Here is a 14,385-nt window from a genome sequence, read left to right on the forward strand (position 1 = left end):
GCCGCGGCGGCGACCGCCGAGTAGAGCATGACCTTGGACAACACCCTCGAGATCGAAGCCGAGACCCGTACGGGCCAGATCAAGATCCACAAGGCCGAGGACTTCGAGGGCATGCGCAAGGCCGGCAAGCTGGCCGCCGAGTGCCTGGACATGCTGATCCCGCACGTTCAGCCGGGCGTCTCGTCCGACGAGCTGGACCGTCTGGCCCGCGAGTTCATCCTGGACCACGGCGCCCTGCCCGCCTGCCTCTATTATCGCGGCTATCCCAAGACGGTCTGCATCTCGCGCAACCACGTGGTCTGCCACGGCATTCCGGGCGACTGGGCGATGCGCGAGGGCGACATCGTCAATATCGACGTCACCGTTATCGTCGACGGCTGGCACGGCGACACCTCGCGCATGTACGGCGTCGGTGAAGTCGGCCCGCGCGCCCGCCGCCTGGTCGAGATCACCTACGAGGGCATGAAGCGCGGCCTGGACGCGGTGAAGCCCGGCGCCACGCTCGGCGACATCGGCCACGCCATCCAGTCCTATGTCGAAGGCCAGCGCTGCTCGGTGGTGCGCGACTTCTGCGGCCATGGCCTGGGCAAGGTGTTCCACGACGCCCCCAACATTCTGCACTTCGGCCGCCCCGGTCAGGGCGCGGTGCTGAAGCCGGGCATGTTCTTCACCGTCGAGCCGATGGTGAACCTGGGCAAGCCGGCGGTGAAGGTGCTGAACGACGGCTGGACGGCGGTGACCCGCGACAAGTCGCTGTCGGCCCAGTGCGAGCACTCCATCGGCGTGACCGAGGACGGCTACGAGATCTTCACGGCCTCGCCGGCCGGGCTGTTCCAGCCGGCGATCCTGGGCGGCTAGCCCACGCATCCCAAGCCCGCCAGCCCATCAGGACGATGAACACCGCGCCGTAGATCAGCGGCGGCCGGTGGTCGGCCTTGACCAGCAGATAGTAGTGGACGACCCCCAGAGGGACGATCACGTAGATCAGCCGGTGCAGCCGGCTCCACGCCGCGCGCCCCATGCGGATGACCCAGCCGTTGGTCGAGGTCACCGCCAGCGGGATCAGCAGGACGAAGCCCAGCATGCCCAGGGTGATGAAGGGCCGCTTGAGGATGTCCTTCCACAGCTGCTTGAAATCGAAGAACAGGTCGACGCCGATATAGCTGAACAGGTGCAGCACGACGTAGCTGAAGGCGAACAGGCCGATCGTTCGCCGGAAGCGCACGAGGCGCGGCATCTTCAGGATCTTGGCCGCCGGCGTGATCGCCAGGCCGACCAGCAACAGCCGCAGGCCCCAGACGCCCAGCTGGCGGATCAGCTTCTCGATCGGGTTGGCGCCCAGCTCGCCCGCGTAACCCTTCCAGGCCAGCCAGGCGATCGGCGCGAAACAGGCCGCCCACACGGCGGCGTAGACCAGGTTGTCGCGGAGCTTCGAGGGGCGTTTGCGAGGCGGGCTAGCCAAGGCGCTTCCCCTTCCCCGCCTCCCCGGCGAAAGCCGGGGCCCAGATCGAACCCACGAGCGGTCGTGGACCAGCAGAGGCGCCATGGCGCGAGCATCCCAGACTCTCAGGATGAATCTGGGTCCCGGCTTTCGCCGGGAAAGTGGGTTTAAAGGGCATCGTCAGAAGTTCTTCTTCAGGTCCATGCCCCGGTAAAGGTCGGCGACCCACTCGCCGTAGCCGTTGAACGGCAGGGTGTCGCGACGGCGGAACTCGCCGATGCGGCGCTCGGTGGCCTGCGACCAGCGGGGGTGGTCCACGGCCGGATTGACGTTGGAATAGAAGCCGTACTCGCGCGGGGCCAGCTTGTTCCAGGCGGTCACGGGCTGGTTCTCGACCAGGCTGATGCGCACGATCGACTTGATGCCCTTGAAGCCGTACTTCCACGGCACGACCAGCCGCAGCGGCGCGCCATTCTGGTTGGGCAGGACATCGCCATAGAGGCCCACCGCCATCAGGGTCAGTGGATGCATGGCCTCGTCGAGTCGCAGACCCTCCCGATAGGGCCAGTCCAGGGTGTTCCAGGCCTGGCCAGGCATTTCCGACGGGCGCATCACCGTCTCGAAGGCGACGAACCTGGCCTTGGACGTCGGCTTGACCGAGGTCAGCAGGTCCTTCAGCGGAAAGCCGACCCAGGGGATGACCATCGACCAGCCCTCGACGCAGCGCATGCGATAGATGCGCTCTTCCAGCTTGTTGGCCTTGATCAGGTCCTCGATGCCGACCGTGCGCGGGGCCTCGCAGGCGCCATCGATCCGAACCGTCCATGGACGGGGCTTGAAGCGGCCGGACTTCTCGGCCGGGTCACCCTTGTCGACGCCGAATTCATAGAAGTTGTTGTAGCTGGTGATGTCCTCCTTGGGCGTCGCCTTCTCGGTGGTCGAGAAGCCCTTGGTGAAGGACAGATCCGCCCGCGCTTCTCCCGCCGCGAGGCCGGCCAGGCCCACGCCCGCCAGGCCGGTCATCAGCGTCCGGCGCTTGAGGTACAGGCCATGGTCGGTGACGTCGTTGTCAGTCAGATCGGGGGCGTGGCGGATCAGCATGGGGCGGCTCCGAGGGCGGCGTTCGACGATAGATACGAACCGCGACGCCTCTTGGTTACGCGGGAGACGAAAAATCAGTTCGGCCCCGCTATCGGCCGCGCCGGAGCGTAGACGCGCGACAGTCCCTCGGCCAGCAGGGCGCGCTCCTGTGGCGACAGGGTGGCGGTGAAAGTCGCCAAGGCGGCCTCGACATTGCCGCGCGCCTGCAGCTCCAGGCTGCGGGCCGAGGCCAGACGACGCGCGACCTCGCCGGGGTCGTAGCCGGGCGAGACCAGGGCTGCCAGGGCCGCCTGCCGCTCGGCGCGGGCCTGCTGGGTCAGAGGCCGATTGCGCTTGTTGGTCTCGTTCAGCGCCCGGCGAAACGCCTGACGGCTCTCCGGCGACAGGCCATCGCCGGCCGAGATCAGCGGCGGCCGGGACGGGGTGGCCGAGACCACGACCGGCGCCGGCGGCGCGGCCACGGGCGGGGGCGGATCTTCTCGAGGCGGCGCGTGGGCGGCGGCATGGCGAGCCGGCCTGGGCGCCTCGCCGACCGGCGCCGCGGGGACCGCGGGCTGGACGATGGGCGCGGGACTGGCGGCGACCACGGCCGGCCGCGGCGCCGGCGTGGGCGCGGGCGGCGGGGTCGTCAGGCGCATATAGGTCATGCCGGCCAGCCCCCGACCAGGAAGACGTTGAGCGCCGCCGAGACGGCCAGGCCGATCGCCCACGGGCGCGAGGTCGTCATAGTTCGGCGGGCTCCGCGATGGCGTCCTGCAGCGCCGCCGAGGTGTCGACGGCGGTGACGACGGCCTCGGCCGCGACCGGCGCGGCGACCTCGGCCGGCCGGCCGACCGCCACGCCCACGGCCACGCCGGCGAGGGCGGCGGCGGAAAGACCCAGGGCCGCGCCGAGCCCGGCGATCCAACGGCGCGCGCGGACGGGCGGCGACGGCGCGGCGGCGATCAGCCGGCCCATCAAGGCCGCGTTCGGGGCCTGGGCCGGCGCCAGGTCCAGCAAGCGATCAAGCTGGGCGGCGCTGGTCAGAACTGGCGACAGGCGCTCTGCATGGACGGCCAGCAGGGCCCGCGCGGCCTCGCGCTCGCCCTCGGGCCAGCGGGCGATCTCGCCGCCGTACATCCCGGCCAGGTCCTCGAACCTTTCGAGAGTCATCATGACCACGCCTCCTTCATCCCCGCGTCATTCCCCCGCCCCCCGCAGGTCGGCCAGCGACGCCTTCAGGGCCCGACGCCCACGCGACAGCAGGCTTTCCAGCGCCTCGACGCTGATCTCCATCAGGCTCGCGGCCTCGATATTGCCCAAGCCCTGGTGATGGCAAAGCACGATCGCCTCGCGCTGGCGCGACGGCAGGGCCGCCAGGGCCGCCTCGACCCTTTTCGACAGCTCCGCCCCGATCAGGCCGGCGTCCGGCGCCGGGCCCTGATCGACCTGTTCGGGCGGCGTGTCCGTCGGAACTTCGCGCCGCCGGCGCAGCCGATCGTAGCAGAGGTTCAGGGCCACCCGATGCAGCCAGGTGTCGAACCGGGCCTGTCCCGGCGTCCAGGCCTTGGCCTGTTTCCAGGCCCGCAGGAAGGTCTCCTGTGCCACGTCCTCGGCCTCGCCGGGATCGTTCAGCAGGCGACGGCCCAGGGCCAGGATGCGCGGCAGGCGTCGGTCCAGCAGCTGGCGGACGGCGGTCGGGTCGCCCCGGCCCACCCCCGCCAGCAAGGTTTCGTCGGGATCGTTCCCGTCGGACGCCAAGTCTCAATCCGCCGCGCACGCCGCCATCAGACACCGACCTTGGCCTTGCCGTGCTTGGCCTGCAACTCCTCCAGGGACAGCACGCCGTCGCCGTTCGTGTCCATGCGCTTGAAGCGCCACGCCAGCAGGGCGTCGGCCTCGGTCCGCGACAGCGAGCCGTCCTTGTCCTTGTCGAAGCGCTGGAACAGCTTGGCCCCGCGCTTGCCGGCCTTGGTCGCCTGGGCGTCGACCTTGGCGTTCTGCTCGCGGAAGGCGGCGAACTCATCGGGCGAGATCTTGCCGTCCTTGTTGGTGTCCAGCCGTGCGAACAGCTTGTCGCCGTTGGCCGCCTGGAACTGTTGCAGGGTCATGCCCTCGGCCTTGGCGGGCGCCGGGGCGGCGTTTTGGGCTAGAACGGGCCCGGCCAGCGCGGCCGCCGTCAATGCGATCAGGGCGCCGGCGGCGATCAGGGTGCGCAGGGTCATTGTCGAAGGTCTCCAGAAGTCGGATGCCGTCCCGTGAGAGTGGAACGCCCGAGCGGCGAAATTCCGTCGCTCCGACCGCCAAGAACTTTCAACGGCGCCAACCGCCGACATCAGCCGCTACATCAGCCCCAGCGCCTTGAAGCTGGCCACCCCGTCGCGGGCGACCACCAGGTGGTCGTGGACGGCGATCTTCAGCGCCTTCCCGGCCTCGACGATCTGCTTGGTCATGTCGATGTCGGGCCGCGACGGGGTCGGGTCGCCGGACGGGTGATTGTGCAGGATTATGATGTTGCTGGACGACAGCTCCAGCGCCCGGCGCATCACCTCGCGCGGATAGACCGGGGCGTGGTCGACCGTGCCGCGGTTCATCACCTCGTCGGCGATCAGCTGGTTCTTCTTGTCCAGGAACAGCACCCGGAACTGCTCGCGCGACTCGTTGGCCAAGGCGACGCGGACATAGCCCAGCAGCGCGCTCCACGAGGCGATCACCGGCCGCTTGGCGATCTTGTCGCGCCCGGCCCGCAGCGTGGCCTCGTGCAGCAGCTTGATGTCCATGGCCGCCGCCTCGCCGACGCCCGGCACGGTGGCCAGCTCCTCGACGCTGGCGCCCAGCACCGCGCCCAGCGACCCGAACCGCGTCAGCAGCGCCTTGGCCAGCGGCTTGACGTCCCCGCGCGGGAAAGTGCGGAAGAGATAGAGCTCCAGAAGCTCGTAGTCGGGCAGGGCGACGAAGCCGCCAGTCTTGGCGCGCTGGCGCAGGCGCTCGCGGTGGCCGGCGTGACGGGCATGGGCTGACTTGCGCGGCGCGGGCGCCCGTTTCAGCGCGCCGGCTTCGACCTCGAAGGGCAGCTCGTCCGAAACGCCCAGGGATTTGACGCTGACCATGCCGCCCCCGACTCCAGGCCGACAGTAGGCGCGATCGCGTCAGGGTTGTCCAGGCGGAATTCTCCCCCTTAGGCAACGAAGGGTGCGCCCGCTACTTCGCGACGCTCTTGGCGTAGGCCTGCGCGCCGGCGACCAGGCGCAGGACGTTGCCGCTCCAGATGTCCTGGATGTCGGCGTCGCTGTAGCCCGCCGCCTTCAGGCGGGCGGTGATCTTGGGCAGGTCCGCCACGTCCTCCAGGCCCTCGACGCCGCCGCCGCCGTCCCAGTCGGCCCCGACGCAGACGGCCTTGGGCCCGGCGACCTTCAGGGTGTGCAGCATGCTGGACATGAAGATCTCGAAGTTGGCCCGCACCGGCGGGTACTTGGCGTTGACCTCGGCCAGCTTCTTGGCCCAGGCGCGGACCTCGGCTTCCGTCCCCTCCTCCGGCTGTTTGCCGATGGCCTCCAGGGCGGCCTTGCGCTCGGCGCCGGGGGGCACGCTGGCGCGCAGATAGACCGAGTTGATGCAGACCGCGCCGCCGCTATCGGCGATCTTCTTGATGCGGCCGTCATCCAGATTGCGCGGATGGTCGAAGATCGCCTTGGCGCCCGAGTGCGAGGCGATGATCGGGGCCTTGGACAGGGCCACCGACTGGTCGACGACGTCGTCGCTGGCGTGGCTGACGTCGATCAGGATGCCCAGGCGGTTGGCCTCGGCCAGCCAGCGCAGGCCCAGCGGCGAATAGCCGTTCCAGATCTTGCCCTTGGGGTCGGTCGAGCTGTCGGCGAACTGGTTGTTGCGGAAGTGGACCGGCCCGGCCATCCGCACGCCCGTGTCGTAGAAGGTGCGCAGCAGGGTCAGGTCCTCGCCGATCGGCCAGCTGTTCTCGATGCTCTGGTAGACGAAGCTCTTGCCGGCCTTGTTGATCCTGGCGGCGTCGGCGGCGGTGTAGGCCAGTTCGAACTGGTCGGAATGGGCCGCGACCATCTCGCGGATCTCGGTGGCCCGCTTCAGGGCGAAGTCGCGGGCGTAGCGATAGCCCTCGGCGGTCAGCTCGCCCTGGCCGGTGTAGATCACGTAGAAGCCGCCATCCAGGCCGCCGGCCTTCATGCGCGGCAGATCGACCTGGGTGAGGTCGTCGGGATAGCTGTGACGATCCATCATCGACCAGCCCTGGCGCGCGAAGTGCTCGGGCGTGTCCAGGTGGGTGTCCAGGGTCAGGAAGCCGTCGTGCAGCGCCTTGATCGCCTTCGTGACGCCGCTCGGGGGGACATCGCCCGGCTTGTCCGCCGCGTGGGCTGCGCCGCCCAGCAGGACGGCCGAGCCGAGAAGGACGGTGAGCAGGCGACGCATGGGACGCTCCAAGGCTACGAGTGCGGCCAAGCTCGGGGCGTTGGTCGAAGGCGTCAAGTTTCCGCGCGCGAATATTCACATGGACGTCTGGCCTGCTACTTATCGCGCCCTCGGTTGCTGTCAGTCAGGGGCGCATGCGGTTTCGAAATTCGGCGGTCGTGGACGTCCTCACGCGACCCATGCTGCTGTCGGCCCTGGCGGGCGCCCTACTGTTCGGCTGGACCATAGGCTTCGACGCGCTGCTGGCGTCGGGCCGGGCCTGGGTGACCCCGCGCTTCGACATGGCCGCCATGATGACCGGCTACTACGGCTTTTTGAACGCGCCTTGGTCGTTGCGCCCCACCGTCGTGCAGGGCCTGGGCGGCCAGCCGCTGTCGATCGTGTTCACCGACAGCGTCCCCTGGGTGTCGCTGCTGTTGAAGGCTCTCCACCTGGGGCGGGTCCTCAATCCCCTCGGGCTGATCCTCTTCGTCTCCTACATCCTGCAGCCGCTGGGCGCGATCAGCCTGCTGCGCGCCTGCGGGGTCAAGGACCGCCTGCCGCTGGTGGTGATGGGCCTGCTGGCCCTGGCCCTGCCGACGTGGATCGCGCGCCAGTTCGGACACCCGGCGCTGTGCGCGCACTGGCTGCTGCTGTTCGGGGCCGCGACCGCGGTGGACGCCAGCGCGCGGGGCTTGCGCGGCCGCCATGTCGCCGCCTTCTGCCTGCTGTTCGGCCTGGCGGTGGGGATCCACGCCTATCACCTGGTCCCGCTGAGCCTGCTGCTCGCCGCCGCCCTGGTCGCCGAACTGGTGCGCAGCCGGGGCCGCGCCGTCGGACACGTGTTGGCGAGCGGCGGCCTGGTGGTCGTGGTCGTCGCCGCCTCGGCGGCTTTCCTGGGCTACGACGTCGGCGACGGCGTGGCGGGCAGCGAGAGCAAGCCGGGGTTCTATTCCATGAACCTGGACGCCCCCTGGCGCCCGGCCGGCTCAGGCCTGCTGGGCCAGGCCTGGCGGGGCGGCGCCTTCACGGGCGCGTCCGACGCCACCGGCGGACAGGGCATAGAAGGCTACCAGTACCTCGGCGTCGGCGGGCTGGGCCTGATCCTGGTCGCTCTGGCGCTGGCATGCGCGAACGCCGAGGCCCGACGGCGGATCTGGTCGCGGGCATCGAGCCTCTGGCCGTTGGCCGTCGCGGCGCTGGTCCTGGCGCTCTGGGCCGTCGGGCCGCGCGCCTATCTCGGCGACCGGCTCGTCTACGACCTGAAACTGCCCGAAGCCGCGGTGAAGGCGCTGGGCGTGTTCCGCGCCCACGGCCGCTTCTTCTGGATCCCGGCCTATCTGCTGCTGGTCGGCGCGATCGTCATCGTCTGGCGAACCCTGCCTCGAAAGGCCGCCTCCGGGGTGCTGATCGCCGCCCTGGCGCTGCAGGTCGTCGACTCGGCGCCCGCGCGGGCGACGATCCGGGGCTTCTTTCACATCCCGCTCGAACCGAACCTGCGCGTCGACGCCCAGACCCGCCACGCGCTGACCGGACGCCCCTGGGTCTTCGCGCCCGACTATTTCTGCCTGCTGAACGGCGAGGACATCACCGCCTTCTCCCAGACCGCGCACGTCGCGGCGCGCCTGGGCGGCGCGATCAGCAGCATCGCCACGGCCCACAACGCCAACAAGGGTTGCCAGCAGCCGCGCGGCGCGATGCTCGCGACGGCCCCGGTCGGCGATCGCACCGTGACCGTCATCTTCAACGACGGGGAAAGCCGAGGCGGACGGCTGGCGCTGTTTTCCGAGCGGACCGACTGCTACCGGATGAAGCGCGGCATCCTCTGCGGCCGCGACCTGGGCGGAGCGGGCCTGGCGCCGATGCGGCGCGGCGACTTCCTGTCCGACCCCGACGGCGTGGAGGGCTGGATCCCGACCGACACCGCCGGCCAGAAGCCGCCCGCCCTGGCGGAGGGCTGGGATACGCCCGAATATACGGGGGTCTGGAGCCTGGGGACGCGGTCGGTCCTGCGCCTGGCCGCCGCGTCCGACCGCCCGACCCAGGTGACGCTGCAGGCCCTGGCCTATTCGGAGCAGCCGCCCCGGCCCCAGATCGTCACCGTCCGCGTCGACGGGCGCGCCATCGCCACGCTCGAGATCGACCCCGTCGGCTATCGCCCCTACACGTTCGTCGTGCCGCCGCGCGGCGCGGCGGGGACAGGCCCGGTCGACGTCGTCCTGGAAATTCCCGGCGCCCGGAAGCCCGTCAACGATCGCCGGGCGCTGGGGGTGGGCCTCAAGGAGATCCGCTATCGGACGCTGCCGCCAGAGGCCGCGCCCGCGCTCTAGCCCGGCGCCCGCACGATCGCGGCGTAGGCGGCGCGGGCTTCGGCCTTCGCCTTGGCCAGCTTGGGCTTCAGGGACTTGAACTGGCCGACGTGGCCGGCCTTGGCCATCAGGGCCTTGAAGGCCTTGGGCTCGGCCTCGACGTCGAGGCCGTCCTCCAGGGCGACCTTGATCAGTTGCGAGAGGTCCTGCTCCAGCCGCCAGGCGGCCTCCAGCCGGGCCAGCGCCCCGTCGTCGGCCAGGCCCGCCGCGCGCAGGGCCGCCAGGGCCTCGCCGGTGTTCTGGCGCAGAGGGCCGCCCTTGGCCGCGTGGGCCAACTGCAGGAACTGGGCGGCGAACTCGATGTCGACCAGACCGCCGGGATCCAGCTTCAGGTCCCAGTCGCCCTTGCCGGGCCGCTCGCGCTCCATCAGTTCGCGCATCTCGATGACGTCGGCGGCGGTCTTCTTCCATTCGCGCGGCCGGCGCAGGGCGGCCTCGATCGCGCCCTCGGCGCGGACCTTGAACGCGGGGCTGCTGGCCCAGACCACCCGCGCGCGGGTCAGGGCCAGCAGCTCCCAGGTCTCGGCCTCGCGCTCGTAATAGTCCCCGAAGGCCGCGAAGCTGACCGCCACCGGGCCCTTCGTGCCCGAGGGACGCAGCTTCAAGTCCACCTCGTACAGCGTCCCCTCGCCCGTCGGCGCCGACAGGGCCGAGGTCAGACGCTGGGTGAAGCGGGCGTAGAAGACGTCGGCGCTCCATTCCTTGAGAGCGGAATGGGCCGCTGGTCCATCGGCCGCGTACAGCGTCATCAGATCCAGGTCCGACTTGGCGGTCATTTCGCGCGAGCCGGCCTTGCCCAGGGCCACCACCGCCACCTGGCCGGGGAAGGCGCCGCCCAGCCGCTCGGTCTCGGCCAAGGCGGCGGGGGCCAGGCCGCCGATGATCAGGTCGGCCAGCTCGGCGAACGCCCGGCCGATGTCGCGGGCGTCGGCGCTGCCGCTCATCACCCGCACGCCGATCCGGAAGCTCTGGTCGCGGAACAGGCGGCGCGCGGCGTCCATCGCGCCCTCGAAGTCGGTCGGGTCCCACGGCGCGACGGCGGGCGTCTCGATGGGGCCGAAGAAGCTGGGGTCCAGCAGGGCGTCCAGGGCCGTCGGCCGCTTGGCCATGGTGGTCGCCAGGCGCGGAGCGAAGGCCATGACCTCGACAATCAGCTCAAACAGGCGCGGCTGGGCCAGGAACAGCGACTGGATCTGCACGCCCGAGCTTAGCGAGGCGAAGAAATCGGCGAAGCGGTTGAAGGCCTGGTCCGGCGCGCCGGTCGCGTTGGCCGCGTCTAGCAGGCGCGGGGCCAAGCGGGTGAACAGCTCGCGCCCCCGTTCGGTGCGGGTGGCGGCGATGTGGCCGTGGTGCCAGCCGCGGATGGTGGCGGCCACCCGCTCGGGGCTGGAGAAGCCCATGCGCTTCAGGGTGGCCAGGGTCTCGGGGTCGTCCTCGACCCCGGTGAACACCAAGCTGCCGAACCGCGAGGACAGTTCCTCCTCGCCGGCGAACAGGCGACCGTAGCGCTGGTTGACGCCTTTCAGGATCCGCCCGACCGCCGCATCGAAGGTCCGCAGGTTGTCGTGGTCCCAGAGGGCCGCGACCTTCTTTCGTTCGGCGTCCGATTCCGGAAGCTTGTGGGTCTGGTCGTCGGCGATCATCTGGGCGCGGTGCTCCAGTGCGCGCAGGTCCTTGTAGGCCTCCGTCAGCCAGGCGGCGTCCTCGGGCGTGACGTGGCCGGCCTCGGCCAGGGCCGCCAGGGCGTCCAGGGTGCGCGGGCCGCGCAGGTCCGGCTGGCGGCCGCCCAGGATCAGTTGCTGGGTCTGGACGAAGAACTCGATCTCGCGGATCCCGCCCCGCCCCAGCTTGAGGTCCGCGCCCTTGGCGGTCAGGCGGTCGTCGACCTTGTAGGTGTGGATCTGGCGCTTGATCGAGTGGATGTCGGCGATGGCCGCGAAGTCCAGGTTGCGCCGCCAGATGAAGGGCTGCAACGCCTCCAGGAAGGCCGCGCCCTCGGCGAGGTCGCCGGCCGCGATGCGGGCCTTGATGTGGGCCGCCCGCTCCCAGTTCTGGCCGACGCTCTCGTAGTAATCCATGGCCGCGTCGACCGGCATGGCGGGCGGGGTCGAGGACGGGTCGGGGCGCAGGCGCAGGTCGATGCGGAAGACGTAGCCGTCGGCGGTGCGCTCCTGCAGCACGCGGCCCAGGTGGTTGGCGATCCGCACGGCCACGGCCTGCGGCTCGTGCCCCTCCGCCACCGGCAGCTTTTCGGGCGCGTAGAAGATCGAGAAGTCGATGTCGCTGGAATAGTTCAGCTCGAACGCGCCGTGCTTGCCCATGGCGATGCAGAAGAGGCCGGGCGCGGGCCCCGCCTCGCCCTCTCCCACATGGGTCAAGGCGCCCCGGTCGACCTCCTGGCGCACGGCCTGGGCCAGGGCCGCGCCCAGCACGGCGTCGGCGAAGCGGGTCAGGGCGCCGGTCACCTGGTCCAGGTCCCAGACCCCGCCCAGGTCGCACAGCGCGGTCAGGAGATGCAGGTCGGCCTTCAGCTCGCGCAGCAAGCGGCGGGCGGTCTCGAAGTCCGGTTCGGCGGCGACGGCCTGCGCGTTCGTCAGGATCGCGGCCAGGGTCTGGTCGGGCTCGCCCTCCAGGATCCGGGGCAGGCGCTGGCCGTCGCGGCGCGCCAGGCCGGCCAGATAGGACGAGGCGGCGAAGACCGGGGCCAGGGCGTCCCAAGCCGCGTCGATCCCCGCCATGGCCTCGCCCGCCCGCTTGGCGATCGCCTCGTGCGCCCGTTCGGCCGCCTTGGCGTCGAGGACGGGACCGCAGGGCGTGAGACGGCCACCCAGGGGGCCAGAAGCGAGACGAGTCATGGCCGCACCGTGGCCCGGCGGGCGTTTTCCGACAAGGGACGGAGCGCGCATGGCTTGACGCGGGAAATTACAACCGTAACTATCGCTTTGCTCAATAACGATGCATGGCTGGCGAGGGGAAGCGACCATGATCGAACTGCTGGCCTTGGCGCTGATGCGGGCGCAGGTCGCCGCGTCGTTCGGCGTAGCCCTGGTGCTGATGCTGCGCCTGCCCGCACGCTGGCTGTTCGGGCCGCGCCTGGCCTATTGGCTGTGGGCGATCGCGCCGGCGGCCGCGATCGCCAGCCTGTTCCCCAGCCTGTCGGAGTCGCTGGAGATCGGCGCGACCACCGCGCCGCTGGCCCCGGGCCTGGCGCTGGCGGCGGTGGCGGCCTGGCTGGCCGGCGCGGCTCTGTTCGCCGCTTTCGTCGTGAGGCAGGAGCGCGCCTTCCGCCGGCTGGCCGACCGGGGCGAGGCCGGGCCCGCCGTCATGGGCGCCCTGTGGCCGCGCTTGGTGCTGCCCACCGACTTCGCGGACCGGTTCAGCGCCCGCGAGCGTGAGCTGATCCTGCTGCACGAGCGCACCCACATCCGGCGGGGCGACCCGATGGCCAATCTGATCGTGGCCGGCTGCCGGGCGCTGGGCTGGTTCAATCCGATGGTCCACGTGGGCGCGGCGTTCCTGCGCATCGACCAGGAGCTGGCCTGCGACGCCAGCGTCCTGGCCCTGAGGACCGACATCCGGAGCGACTACGCCCGGGCGCTGCTGAAGGTGTCCATGGTCGGCAAGAGCTCGCCCCTGGCCTGCGGCTGGGGGACCCATCCGCTGATCCTGCGCGTCGGTTTCCTGGGCCGGACCGAGCCCAGCCGGCGGCGCGAGATCGTCGGCTTCCTGGCCCTGACGGTCCTCGCCCTCGTCACCGTATTCGGCGTCTGGACGCTGGCGCCGCGCGGTTTCGACCAGCACGCCTTCGCGCCGGACGCCCTCTACGCCGCCGGCCCCGGCCGCGATTGAGTTCGGGTCCGCGGCGGCGACCGCAATCTCGCCGTCTTGCGATCCGATCGTTCCCCGGGAGCGGCGAGCGCGACGGTTGTGTCACGCCGACTCACGCGCCCGCTTGACGTAAGAATTTACAGTTGTAACCATTCACGCGAGGAAACGGCAGGAACCGCATCCGACGATGATCGAGCTCTTCGCCCTCGCCCTGATCCGGGCCCAGATCGCCGCCGCCGCCGCGGTGCTGCTGGTCGTCATCCTGCGGCCGTCGGCGCGCCGACTGTTCGGGCCGCGCCGCGCCTACGGCCTGTGGGCCATCGTGCCGGCCGCCGCGGCCGCCGCCTTCCTGCCCAGCCTGGCCGAGACCATGGACCTGGGCTCTCCCGCCCGGCCGCTGGGCGTCTGGGCTGGCAAGCTGATCCTGCTGTGGCTGGCGGGCTGCGCCGTCGCCACCACCATCCTGGTCCTGCGCGAGCGCCTGTTCCGCCAGAAGGTCGACCAGGGCCTGGCCGGTCCAGCCGTGATGGGAGCCCTGTGGCCGCGCATCGTCCTGCCGTCCGACTTCGCCCAGCGCTTCGAGCCGCGCGAGCGCGAGATGATCACCTTGCACGAGCGCACCCACATCAATCGCGGCGACCCCATCGCCAACCTGGTCATCGCCGGGGCCGGCGTGGTGGGCTGGTGCAACCCGATGATCGCCCTGGCCTCGCGCCTCGTGCGCATCGACCAGGAGCTGGCCTGCGACGCCACCGTGGTGGCCCTGCGCTCGGACATTCGCGCCGACTACGCCAAGGCCCTGATGAAGGCGCAGATGAGCGTCTCGACCTCGCCCCTGGCCTGCGGCTGGGCCACCCACCCGCTGATCCTGCGCGTGTCGTTGCTGAACCGGCGCGAGCCCAGCCTGCACCGCGACATCGCCGGCTTCCTGACCATGACCTTCCTGGCGATCATGGCCATGGTCATCGTCTGGAGCGTCTCGCCGCGCGGTCCGGACTTCAAGGATCTACGCCCCGGCCTGGCCGCCCAGATGGACGACAACGGCGCGATCTTCTGGGTCCAGGGGAAGTAGGCGCGGCTGACGCGCGGCCGCGATCCGCGGCTGATTTCGTCCAGGCCGCGTCATTTCCGACAATGCGTCTGAAATGACGGCTTTCCGACACCCAAGCGGAGCCATATCGCGGCGAGATCATTTCAGGTCTGCAAACCGGCGCACACGAACGGCCTCTACGGGTCGGAGGACCG

General features: G+C 70.6%; 13 protein-coding genes. 4 read left to right on the top strand and 9 right to left on the bottom strand.

All coding sequences use genetic code 11. The annotated features are described in order from the left end of the window. The first annotated feature begins 27 nt into the window (after positions 1-27). A complete protein-coding gene (gene map, locus MZV50_RS19630; RefSeq protein WP_252630957.1) occupies positions 28-858 on the top strand; it encodes a type I methionyl aminopeptidase in 831 nt (276 codons plus the stop codon). On the opposite strand, the gene msrQ is transcribed toward map, so the two are convergent. The 8 genes from msrQ to MZV50_RS19670 form a co-directional block, all read right to left on the bottom strand. Further along, positions 809-1,546: a protein-methionine-sulfoxide reductase heme-binding subunit MsrQ gene (msrQ, locus tag MZV50_RS19635; protein WP_252630958.1), complete on the bottom strand. Its 738-nt coding sequence runs from the start codon at positions 1,544-1,546 to the stop codon at positions 809-811. The two genes, map and msrQ, sit on opposite strands and share 50 nt — an antisense overlap. 75 nt (positions 1,547-1,621) lie before the next feature. Continuing rightward, positions 1,622-2,542, bottom strand: a complete 921-nt coding sequence (gene msrP / locus MZV50_RS19640; protein WP_252630959.1) for a protein-methionine-sulfoxide reductase catalytic subunit MsrP — start codon at positions 2,540-2,542, stop codon at positions 1,622-1,624. Positions 2,543-2,616: 74 nt separating this feature from the next. Then, positions 2,617-3,189: a periplasmic heavy metal sensor gene (locus MZV50_RS19645; protein ID WP_252630960.1), complete on the bottom strand. Its 573-nt coding sequence runs from the start codon at positions 3,187-3,189 to the stop codon at positions 2,617-2,619. 76 nt (positions 3,190-3,265) lie between these two features. Continuing rightward, on the bottom strand, positions 3,266-3,697 hold the full coding sequence (locus tag MZV50_RS19650; protein ID WP_252630961.1) for a hypothetical protein: 432 nt from the start codon (positions 3,695-3,697) through the stop codon (positions 3,266-3,268). Between the two features lie 24 nt (positions 3,698-3,721). Beyond that, positions 3,722-4,282: an RNA polymerase sigma factor gene (locus tag MZV50_RS19655; RefSeq protein WP_252630962.1), complete on the bottom strand. Its 561-nt coding sequence runs from the start codon at positions 4,280-4,282 to the stop codon at positions 3,722-3,724. Positions 4,283-4,308: 26 nt separating this feature from the next. Further along, positions 4,309-4,746 carry an EF-hand domain-containing protein gene (locus tag MZV50_RS19660; protein WP_252630963.1) on the bottom strand — a complete coding sequence of 146 codons (438 nt, stop codon included), beginning with the start codon at positions 4,744-4,746 and terminating at the stop codon, positions 4,309-4,311. Positions 4,747-4,863: 117 nt separating this feature from the next. Then, the gene (radC, locus tag MZV50_RS19665; RefSeq protein ID WP_252630964.1) at positions 4,864-5,631 is read right to left on the bottom strand and encodes a RadC family protein; all 768 of its coding nucleotides are present in this window, start codon (positions 5,629-5,631) and stop codon (positions 4,864-4,866) included. Between the two features lie 91 nt (positions 5,632-5,722). After that, a complete protein-coding gene (locus MZV50_RS19670) occupies positions 5,723-6,964 on the bottom strand; it encodes a dipeptidase (RefSeq protein WP_252630965.1) in 1,242 nt (413 codons plus the stop codon). 158 nt (positions 6,965-7,122) lie between these two features. Here MZV50_RS19670 and MZV50_RS19675 point away from each other — a divergent pair, with 158 nt between their 5' ends. Next, positions 7,123-9,273 (top strand): hypothetical protein, encoded by a 2,151-nt coding sequence (locus MZV50_RS19675; protein WP_252630966.1) that lies wholly within the window; start codon positions 7,123-7,125, stop codon positions 9,271-9,273. Here MZV50_RS19675 and MZV50_RS19680 read toward each other — a convergent pair. Beyond that, complete coding sequence (locus MZV50_RS19680) at positions 9,270-12,167, bottom strand: bifunctional [glutamine synthetase] adenylyltransferase/[glutamine synthetase]-adenylyl-L-tyrosine phosphorylase (RefSeq protein WP_252630967.1); 2,898 nt, start codon at positions 12,165-12,167, stop codon at positions 9,270-9,272. The two genes, MZV50_RS19675 and MZV50_RS19680, sit on opposite strands and share 4 nt — an antisense overlap. Before the next feature lie 127 nt (positions 12,168-12,294). On the opposite strand from MZV50_RS19680, the gene MZV50_RS19685 reads away from it, so the two are divergent. Together MZV50_RS19685 and MZV50_RS19690 are read left to right on the top strand one after the other, a co-directional pair. Continuing rightward, positions 12,295-13,161, top strand: coding sequence for a M56 family metallopeptidase (locus MZV50_RS19685; protein ID WP_252630968.1), 867 nt, complete (start codon positions 12,295-12,297; stop codon positions 13,159-13,161). 166 nt (positions 13,162-13,327) lie between these two features. Next, positions 13,328-14,212 (top strand): M56 family metallopeptidase, encoded by an 885-nt coding sequence (locus tag MZV50_RS19690; RefSeq protein ID WP_252630969.1) that lies wholly within the window; start codon positions 13,328-13,330, stop codon positions 14,210-14,212. The last annotated feature ends 173 nt before the right edge of the window (positions 14,213-14,385 follow it).

Source organism: Caulobacter segnis, from assembly GCF_023935105.1.
Classification (GTDB): Bacteria; Pseudomonadota; Alphaproteobacteria; order Caulobacterales; family Caulobacteraceae; genus Caulobacter; species Caulobacter segnis_B.

Excerpts from the sequence above, each read along its gene's own strand:
- map (WP_252630957.1), top strand. The coding sequence starts at position 28 with ATGACCTTGGACAACACCCTCGAGATCGAAGCCGAGACCCGTACGGGC.
- msrQ (WP_252630958.1), bottom strand. The coding sequence starts at position 1,546 with ATGGCGCCTCTGCTGGTCCACGACCGCTCGTGGGTTCGATCTGGGCCC.
- msrP (WP_252630959.1), bottom strand. The coding sequence starts at position 2,542 with ATGCTGATCCGCCACGCCCCCGATCTGACTGACAACGACGTCACCGAC.
- MZV50_RS19645 (WP_252630960.1), bottom strand. The coding sequence starts at position 3,189 with ATGACCTATATGCGCCTGACGACCCCGCCGCCCGCGCCCACGCCGGCG.
- MZV50_RS19650 (WP_252630961.1), bottom strand. The coding sequence starts at position 3,697 with ATGATGACTCTCGAAAGGTTCGAGGACCTGGCCGGGATGTACGGCGGC.
- MZV50_RS19660 (WP_252630963.1), bottom strand. The coding sequence starts at position 4,746 with ATGACCCTGCGCACCCTGATCGCCGCCGGCGCCCTGATCGCATTGACG.
- radC (WP_252630964.1), bottom strand. The coding sequence starts at position 5,631 with ATGGTCAGCGTCAAATCCCTGGGCGTTTCGGACGAGCTGCCCTTCGAG.
- MZV50_RS19670 (WP_252630965.1), bottom strand. The coding sequence starts at position 6,964 with ATGCGTCGCCTGCTCACCGTCCTTCTCGGCTCGGCCGTCCTGCTGGGC.
- MZV50_RS19680 (WP_252630967.1), bottom strand. The coding sequence starts at position 12,167 with ATGACTCGTCTCGCTTCTGGCCCCCTGGGTGGCCGTCTCACGCCCTGC.
- MZV50_RS19685 (WP_252630968.1), top strand. The coding sequence starts at position 12,295 with ATGATCGAACTGCTGGCCTTGGCGCTGATGCGGGCGCAGGTCGCCGCG.
- MZV50_RS19690 (WP_252630969.1), top strand. The coding sequence starts at position 13,328 with ATGATCGAGCTCTTCGCCCTCGCCCTGATCCGGGCCCAGATCGCCGCC.